The organism is Vibrio sp. 1401 (assembly GCF_033340295.1).
Genome location: NZ_JAWOWF010000057.1, coordinates 22676 through 30866, shown reverse-complemented (window position 1 = coordinate 30866; position 8191 = coordinate 22676). Strand labels below are relative to the sequence as shown.

Annotated in this window: 7 protein-coding genes and 1 pseudogene; all 8 read left to right on the top strand. The window is 45.8% G+C overall.

Annotated elements, in window-relative coordinates; all coding sequences use genetic code 11:
- A pseudogene (locus R7Z77_RS21260) lies at positions 1–96 on the top strand (elongation factor Tu); the annotation flags it as partial.
- A gap of 266 nt (positions 97–362) precedes the next feature.
- The gene (gene secE, locus R7Z77_RS21255) at positions 363–743 is read left to right on the top strand and encodes a preprotein translocase subunit SecE (RefSeq protein ID WP_005384680.1); all 381 of its coding nucleotides are present in this window, start codon (positions 363–365) and stop codon (positions 741–743) included.
- Between the two features lie 13 nt (positions 744–756).
- Positions 757–1305, top strand: a complete 549-nt coding sequence (nusG, locus tag R7Z77_RS21250) for a transcription termination/antitermination protein NusG (RefSeq protein ID WP_005384681.1) — start codon at positions 757–759, stop codon at positions 1303–1305.
- Positions 1306–1469: 164 nt separating this feature from the next.
- A complete protein-coding gene (rplK, locus tag R7Z77_RS21245) occupies positions 1470–1898 on the top strand; it encodes a 50S ribosomal protein L11 (protein ID WP_005384682.1) in 429 nt (142 codons plus the stop codon).
- A gap of 4 nt (positions 1899–1902) precedes the next feature.
- Positions 1903–2604 (top strand): 50S ribosomal protein L1, encoded by a 702-nt coding sequence (gene rplA, locus R7Z77_RS21240; RefSeq protein ID WP_318136816.1) that lies wholly within the window; start codon positions 1903–1905, stop codon positions 2602–2604.
- A gap of 293 nt (positions 2605–2897) precedes the next feature.
- The gene (gene rplJ, locus R7Z77_RS21235; RefSeq protein ID WP_005382538.1) at positions 2898–3392 is read left to right on the top strand and encodes a 50S ribosomal protein L10; all 495 of its coding nucleotides are present in this window, start codon (positions 2898–2900) and stop codon (positions 3390–3392) included.
- A gap of 57 nt (positions 3393–3449) precedes the next feature.
- Entirely contained in the window at positions 3450–3818 is a 369-nt protein-coding gene (rplL, locus tag R7Z77_RS21230; protein WP_005382540.1) for a 50S ribosomal protein L7/L12, read from the top strand.
- A 252-nt stretch (positions 3819–4070) separates the two neighbouring features.
- Positions 4071–8099, top strand: a complete 4029-nt coding sequence (gene rpoB, locus R7Z77_RS21225; protein WP_005384685.1) for a DNA-directed RNA polymerase subunit beta — start codon at positions 4071–4073, stop codon at positions 8097–8099.
- The last annotated feature ends 92 nt before the right edge of the window (positions 8100–8191 follow it).

Genomic DNA, 8191 nt, shown 5'->3' with positions numbered 1-8191 from the left:
ATCGCACCAATCGCAATGGACGAAGGTCTACGTTTCGCGATCCGTGAAGGTGGCCGTACAGTAGGTGCTGGTGTTGTTGCTAAGATCTTCGACTAATTCATAGCGAATTAGCGATGCTTTCGGAAAATCTTGAATTAGATTTGACGAACCAGTAGCAAAAAGGGCATCATTTGATGCCCTTTTTCTGCACTCAACATTATTTTTGCTGTTTTCTTGTTCAGAAGTGGGTTGGGCGCAGAGCAAGATTAAGCAAAGAGGCTTAATCTTAAGAAGAGTACGCTGATTTTTTCAGCGATATGGAGTTTGCCCTGCAACAGCGGGGTTGTTGTCGTCTATATTAAGACTTGTAACAGGTTGGTTTTATGAAAGCAAATAATGCTGAAACTCCTGATAGCTCAAACGCAGCAGATACGTTTAAGTGGGTAGCCGCTTTCGTATTGGCAGCTGCCGCTGTTGTGGGTAATTACCTGTATGGTGAAATGTCTGTAGTGGTTCGTGCTGCAGGCGTTGTTGTTCTTATTGCAGCTGCCTTAGGCGTTGCAGCAACAACGACTAAAGGTAAAGCAGCGATCAGTTTTGCAAAAGAATCTCGTATGGAAGTACGTAAAGTTGTTTGGCCTACTCGCCAAGAAACCATGCAAACAACACTGATCGTTTTAGCTGTAAGTATTGTAATGGCTCTAGTGCTATGGGGTATTGACGGAATTATGGTTCGTCTAGTAGCTCTAGCAACTGGGGTATAGAGGGTTTTTATTCATGAGTGAAGCTCCAAAAAAACGCTGGTATGTGGTTCAAGCCTTCTCTGGATTTGAAGGTCGTGTAGCTCAATCTCTGCGCGAGCATATCAAAATGCACGGCATGGAAGAGCTATTCGGTGAAGTACTGGTTCCTACTGAAGAAGTAGTGGAAATGCGCGCGGGTCAGCGTCGCAAATCTGAGCGTAAGTTCTTCCCAGGTTACGTCCTTGTTCAGATGATTATGAACGATGAATCATGGCACCTAGTACGCAGTGTGCCGCGTGTCATGGGCTTCATTGGTGGTACCTCAGACCGTCCGGCACCTATCACGGATAAAGAGGCTGACGCGATTCTTAATCGTCTTGAGAAAGCGAGTGAAGCGCCTCGTCCGCGTACAATGTACGAAGCGGGTGAAGTGGTACGTGTTAACGAAGGTCCATTTGCTGACTTCAACGGTACTGTTGAAGAAGTGGATTACGAGAAGAGCCGCCTGAAAGTGTCTGTATCGATCTTTGGTCGTGCGACACCAGTTGAGCTTGAATTTGGTCAGGTTGAAAAGCTGGACTAAGACTCTTCGTTAAAGAGTATAAAAAATCACCTTTTTAGGGTTGTATAAGGCGCGGATTATGACTATAATTTCGCGCCTTTTTACTTCAAGTGAAGTAAAAAGTTTCTTACACAAACGGGGAGCTGATCCGCGATTAGCGTTTGTACCCAAACTTAGGAATTATCATGGCTAAGAAAGTTGAAGCTTACATCAAGCTACAAGTTGCTGCTGGTATGGCTAACCCTAGTCCACCAGTAGGTCCTGCACTAGGTCAACACGGTGTGAACATCATGGAATTCTGTAAAGCGTTCAACGCAAAAACAGAATCTATTGAGAAAGGTCTACCAACTCCAGTAGTTATCACAGTATACAGCGACCGTTCTTTCACGTTCGTAACTAAGACTCCACCTGCTGCTGTTCTTCTTAAGAAAGCTGCTGGCGTTAAGTCTGGTTCAGGTCGTCCAAACACTGAAAAAGTTGGTACTGTAACTGACGCTCAAATCCAAGAAATCGCAGAAACTAAAGCTGCTGATATGACTGGTGCTGACATCGAAGCGATGAAGCGTTCTATCGCTGGTACTGCTCGTTCAATGGGCCTAGTGGTAGAGGGTTAATAAGATGGCAAAACTAACTAAGCGCATGCGCGTAATCCGCGAAAAAGTTGACGTAACTAAAGAATACGAAATCAACGAAGCTGTTGCTCTTCTTCAAGAACTAGCGACTGCTAAATTCGTTGAGTCTGTAGACGTTGCTGTTAACCTAGGCATTGATGCTCGTAAATCTGACCAGAACGTACGTGGTGCAACTGTACTACCTCACGGTACTGGCCGCGAAATCCGCGTTGCAGTGTTCACTCAAGGTGCTAACGCTGAAGCAGCTACAGAAGCTGGCGCAGACATCGTAGGTATGGAAGATCTTGCTGAGCAAGTTAAGAAAGGCGAAATGAACTTTGACGTAGTTGTTGCTTCTCCAGATGCAATGCGCGTTGTAGGTCAACTAGGTACTATCCTAGGTCCTCGCGGTCTTATGCCAAACCCTAAAGTTGGTACTGTAACTCCTAACGTTGCTGAAGCAGTTAAAAACGCTAAAGCTGGTCAGGTTCGTTACCGTAACGACAAAAACGGCATCATCCACACTACTATCGGTAAAGCAAACTTCTCTGCTGAGCAGATCAAAGAGAACCTAGAAGCACTTCTAGTTGCTCTGAAGAAAGCTAAGCCATCTTCAGCGAAAGGTACTTTCCTGAAGAAAGTAAGCATCTCTACTACTATGGGTGCTGGTGTTGCTGTTGATCAGGCTAGCCTGAACACTCAAGCATAATTTATTTGCTTAGGCGCAAAATTAGTGTATAATTTTGCGCCTAATATTTGTGGTTGGGGCTGAACTTTGGTTCTTTGAACTGTCTCCTAGTTCGAAATGAATTAAGACCCAGTCTCCGTCCAAGACCGTAGGTGTTTGTGTAAAAGCAAACTTAATTATCCTACGTAGATGGTGCCCGAACTGACAGAAAGCTCTATGTAATATAGTTAACTTTCTTCTGGGGAAGCACCTCAATAGCTCTCACTGTCGTGATGATAGTGAGTGGTGTAACGACAACCAGGAGTAAATCCAAGATGGCTTTAAACCTTCAAGACAAAAAAGCAATTGTTGCTGAAGTCAACGAAGCTGCCAGTGGTGCACTTTCTGCAGTTGTAGCTGATTCTCGTGGCGTTCAAGTTGGCGCGATGACTTCTCTACGTAAACAAGCTCGTGAAGCTGGCGTTTACATGAGAGTTGTTCGTAACACTCTTGCTCGTCGTGCGGTTGAAGGTACTGAGTACGAGTGTCTAACTGACACTTTCACTGGTCCTACCCTAATCGCATTCTCTAATGAGCACCCAGGTGCTGCAGCGCGTCTTTTCAAAGACTTCGCTAAAGAGAACAAAGATTTCGAGATCAAAGCTGCTGCATTTGAAGGCGCTTTAACTGACGCTGAAGTACTAGCAACACTACCAACTTACGACGAAGCAATTGCACGCCTAATGATGTGCATGAAAGAAGCTTCGGCTGGCAAGCTGGCGCGTACTATCGCAGCTATCCGCGATCAAAAACAAGAAGCAGCGGCATAAGCCTTGCTTTTTACTGGTTGCTTAATAAACTTATTGTTGACTTAAAAGAGAATTGTTATGTCTATTACTAACGAGCAAATCCTAGACGCAGTTGCAGAAATGTCTGTAATGCAAGTTGTTGAACTAATCGAAGCAATGGAAGAGAAATTCGGTGTTTCTGCTGCTGCTGCTGTTGTAGCTGGCGGCGCTGCTGCAGGCGAAGCTGCTGCTGAGCAAACTGAATTCGACGTAATCCTAGAAGCTGCTGGCGGTAACAAAGTTGCTGTAATCAAAGCAGTACGTGGCGCAACTGGCCTAGGTCTTAAAGAAGCTAAAGCTCTAGTAGACGGCGCTCCAGCACCTCTTAAAGAAGGTGTTGAGAAAGCAGAAGCTGAAGCTCTTAAAGCTCAGCTAGAAGAAGCTGGTGCAACTGTTGCTGTTAAGTAATTATTGCATAGTTTCTTAGCCTAACGGCTAATTGGCTGGTGGTTTTTTAACCACCGGCCTTTTTGCGCTGTAGGGTATAGGCGAATTTTCCCGCTGTTTAAGCGCCTGATATCCATGCAAAAAACATTTCATTCTTACGAAATGAAATGTCACTACAGTAAACAGCTATATTAGTCACTGTCCCTTACCCCCCTTAAGTAACTAGGAGCGGGCGGACAGTTTGGGTCACTTATCAGCGAGCTGAGGAACCCCATGGTTTACTCTTATACCGAGAAAAAGCGCATCCGTAAGGACTTTGGTACTCGTCCACAAGTTTTGGACATTCCATACCTGCTATCGATCCAGCTCGATTCGTTCGACAAATTTATCGAACAGGATCCTGAAGGTCAATACGGTCTTGAAGCCGCTTTCCGTTCTGTATTCCCGATTCAGAGCTACAACGGCAATTCTGAGCTGCAATACGTTAGCTACCGTCTTGGTGAGCCAGTTTTTGACGTTAAAGAATGTCAAATCCGCGGTGTAACTTACTCAAAGCCACTACGTGTAAAACTACGCCTAGTTATCTTTGATAAAGACGCGCCAGCAGGTACTGTAAAAGACATTAAAGAACAAGAAGTCTACATGGGTGAAATTCCACTCATGACAGACAATGGTACCTTCGTAATCAACGGTACCGAGAGGGTTATCGTATCCCAGCTGCACCGAAGCCCAGGCGTGTTCTTCGACAGCGATAAGGGTAAGACCCACTCTTCAGGTAAAGTTTTATACAACGCACGTGTTATTCCTTACCGTGGTTCATGGCTTGATTTCGAGTTTGATCCTAAGGATAACTTGTACGTTCGTATCGACCGCCGTCGTAAGCTACCAGCATCGATCATCCTTCGAGCACTAGGTAAGTCGACAGAAGAAATCCTAGATATCTTCTTCGAGAAAGTGAACTTCGAAGTGAAAGACCAAACTCTATTGATGGAGTTGGTTCCTGATCGTCTACGTGGTGAAACTGCGTCATTCGACATCGAAGCAAATGGTAAAGTTTACGTTGAGCAGGGTCGTCGCGTAACAGCTCGTCATATCCGCCAACTAGAAAAAGATGGCGTTGATCACATCGAAGTACCAGTTGAGTACATCGTTGGTAAAGTTGCATCTAAAGATTACATCAATGAAGCAACTGGCGAGATCATTGTTAACGCTAACCAGGAAATCAGCCTGGAAGCACTAGCGAACCTATCTCAGGCTGGCCACAAAGCGCTAGAAGTTCTATTCACGAACGATCTAGACCACGGTCCATTCATGTCAGAAACACTACGTATCGACAGCACGGTTGATCGTATTTCTGCATTGGTAGAAATCTACCGCATGATGCGCCCTGGTGAGCCGCCAACAAAAGAAGCTGCAGAAGCTCTATTCGAAAGCCTATTCTTCTCTGAAGAGCGTTACGATCTATCGACTGTTGGTCGTATGAAGTTCAACAGCTCTATCGGCCGTGAAGATGCTCAAGAGCAAGGCACACTTGATGAAACTGATATCATCGAAGTGATGAAGAAGCTGATCGCGATCCGTAACGGTAAGGGCGAAGTGGACGATATCGACCACCTAGGCAACCGTCGTATCCGTTCTGTAGGCGAAATGGCTGAGAACCAGTTCCGTGTAGGTCTAGTACGTGTTGAGCGTGCAGTTAAAGAGCGTCTAAGCCTAGGCGATCTTGACGCAATCATGCCTCAAGACTTGATCAACGCGAAGCCAATTTCTGCGGCAGTTAAAGAATTCTTTGGCTCTTCACAGCTTTCACAGTTCATGGACCAAAACAACCCGCTATCAGAAGTAACGCACAAGCGTCGTATTTCTGCGTTGGGTCCTGGCGGTCTAACTCGTGAACGTGCTGGCTTCGAAGTACGTGACGTACACGTAACTCACTACGGTCGTCTATGTCCTATCGAAACGCCTGAAGGTCCAAACATCGGTCTGATCAACTCTCTATCTGCGTTTGCGCGTTGTAACGAGTACGGTTTCCTAGAGACACCATACCGTCGCGTTGTAGATGGCGTAGTAACAGACGAAGTAGATTACCTATCTGCAATCGAAGAAGGCCAATTCGTTATCGCACAGGCGAACGCTAAGCTAAACGAAGATGGTACTTTTGCAGATGAGCTGATCACAGCTCGTCAGAAAGGTGAATCTGGTCTACACCCTCGTGAGCACGCTCAGTACATGGACGTTGCGACAAACCAGGTTGTATCTATCGCTGCATCGCTTATCCCGTTCCTAGAACACGATGATGCGAACCGTGCATTGATGGGTGCGAACATGCAACGTCAGGCAGTTCCAACACTGAAAGCTGACAAACCGCTTGTTGGTACTGGTATTGAACGTAACGTAGCCGTTGACTCAGGTGTAACTGCAGTTGCTAAACGTGGTGGTGTAATCCAGTCAGTAGATGCTTCTCGTATCGTTGTTAAAGTTAACGAAGAAGAGCTAGTACCAGGTGAAGCTGGTATCGACATCTACAACCTGACTAAATACACACGTTCTAACCAGAACACATGTATTAACCAGCGCCCATGTGTGATGCCAGGTGAGCCTGTATCACGCGGTGACGTTCTTGCTGATGGTCCTTCAACAGACCTTGGTGAACTAGCGCTTGGTCAAAACATGCGTATCGCGTTCATGCCTTGGAACGGTTACAACTTCGAAGACTCGATCTTAGTATCTGAGCGCGTAGTTCAAGAAGACCGTTTCACGACTATCCACATCCAAGAACTGACTTGTGTGGCGCGTGATACTAAGCTTGGTTCTGAAGAGATCACAGCGGATATTCCAAACGTAGGTGAGTCTGCTCTGTCTAAACTAGACGAGTCAGGTATCGTTTACATCGGTGCTGAAGTTAAGGGTGGCGACATCCTAGTTGGTAAAGTTACACCTAAAGGTGAAACTCAGCTAACGCCTGAAGAGAAGCTACTACGTGCAATCTTCGGTGAAAAAGCATCTGACGTTAAAGATACTTCACTACGTGTACCTAACTCTGTATCAGGTACGATCATCGACGTTCAAGTCTTTACTCGCGATGGCGTAGAGAAAGACAAGCGTGCGCTTGAAATCGAACAGATGCAGCTTAAAGAAGCGAAGAAAGACCTAACTGAAGAATTCCAGATTCTTGAGGGCGGCCTTCTAAACCGTGTTAAAGCTGTATTGATTGAAGGCGGTTACTCTGAAGCGAAACTAGACACAACTGATCGTAAGAAGTGGCTAGAACTAACGCTAGAAGATGACGCACTACAAACTCAGCTTGAGCAACTTGCTGAGCAGTGGGATGAGCTAAAAGCCGACTTCGATAAGAAGTTCGAAACTAAGCGTCGTAAGATCACTCAAGGTGATGATTTAGCACCTGGTGTACTGAAGATCGTTAAGGTTTACCTAGCGGTTAAACGTCGCATTCAGCCTGGTGATAAGATGGCGGGTCGTCACGGTAACAAGGGTGTAATCTCTAAGATCAACCCTGTTGAAGACATGCCATACGATGAGAAAGGTCAGCCTGTAGACATCGTACTTAACCCACTGGGTGTACCTTCGCGTATGAACATCGGTCAGATCCTAGAAGTACACTTAGGTCTGGCAGCGAAAGGTATCGGTGACAAGATCAACCAGATGGTTAAAGAGCAGCAAGAACTAGCGAAATTCCGCGAGTTCCTACAAAAAGTTTACGATCTAGGCGACACTCGCCAGAAAGTAGACATTGCTTCTCTATCTGATGATGAAGTACGTACTCTGATCAAGAACTTGCGTGGCGGTCTACCAATCGCGACTCCTGTATTTGATGGCGCTCCAGAAGAGTCAATCAAAGCACTTCTTGAGCTAGCAGATCTACCAACATCAGGTCAGTTAACACTGTTTGATGGTCGCACAGGTGATGCGTTTGAGCGTCCTGTAACTGTTGGTTACATGTACATGCTGAAACTGAACCACCTTGTTGATGACAAGATGCACGCTCGTTCAACTGGTTCGTACAGCCTAGTAACTCAGCAGCCACTAGGTGGTAAAGCTCAGTTCGGTGGTCAGCGTTTCGGTGAGATGGAAGTATGGGCACTAGAAGCATACGGTGCTGCTTACACGCTACAAGAAATGCTAACGGTTAAGTCGGATGACGTTAACGGCCGTACTAAGATGTACAAGAACATCGTAGACGGTAACCACAGCATGGAACCTGGCATGCCAGAATCGTTCAACGTACTGTTGAAAGAGATCCGCTCGCTAGGTATCAACATCGAGCTAGAAGACGAAGAGTAATCCTTTTCTCTCTTGATGAAAGTCGAGAGAATCAAAGCGATTATTTGGAAGAAGGTGCTCACTTTAGCGAGTGAGCTCCTTTTAACTCCTTA

Coding starts and splice junctions, on each gene's coding strand:
- secE (WP_005384680.1), top strand. CDS start 363: ATGAAAGCAAATAATGCTGAAACTCCTGATAGCTCAAACGCAGCAGAT.
- nusG (WP_005384681.1), top strand. CDS start 757: ATGAGTGAAGCTCCAAAAAAACGCTGGTATGTGGTTCAAGCCTTCTCT.
- rplK (WP_005384682.1), top strand. CDS start 1,470: ATGGCTAAGAAAGTTGAAGCTTACATCAAGCTACAAGTTGCTGCTGGT.
- rplA (WP_318136816.1), top strand. CDS start 1,903: ATGGCAAAACTAACTAAGCGCATGCGCGTAATCCGCGAAAAAGTTGAC.
- rplJ (WP_005382538.1), top strand. CDS start 2,898: ATGGCTTTAAACCTTCAAGACAAAAAAGCAATTGTTGCTGAAGTCAAC.
- rplL (WP_005382540.1), top strand. CDS start 3,450: ATGTCTATTACTAACGAGCAAATCCTAGACGCAGTTGCAGAAATGTCT.
- rpoB (WP_005384685.1), top strand. CDS start 4,071: ATGGTTTACTCTTATACCGAGAAAAAGCGCATCCGTAAGGACTTTGGT.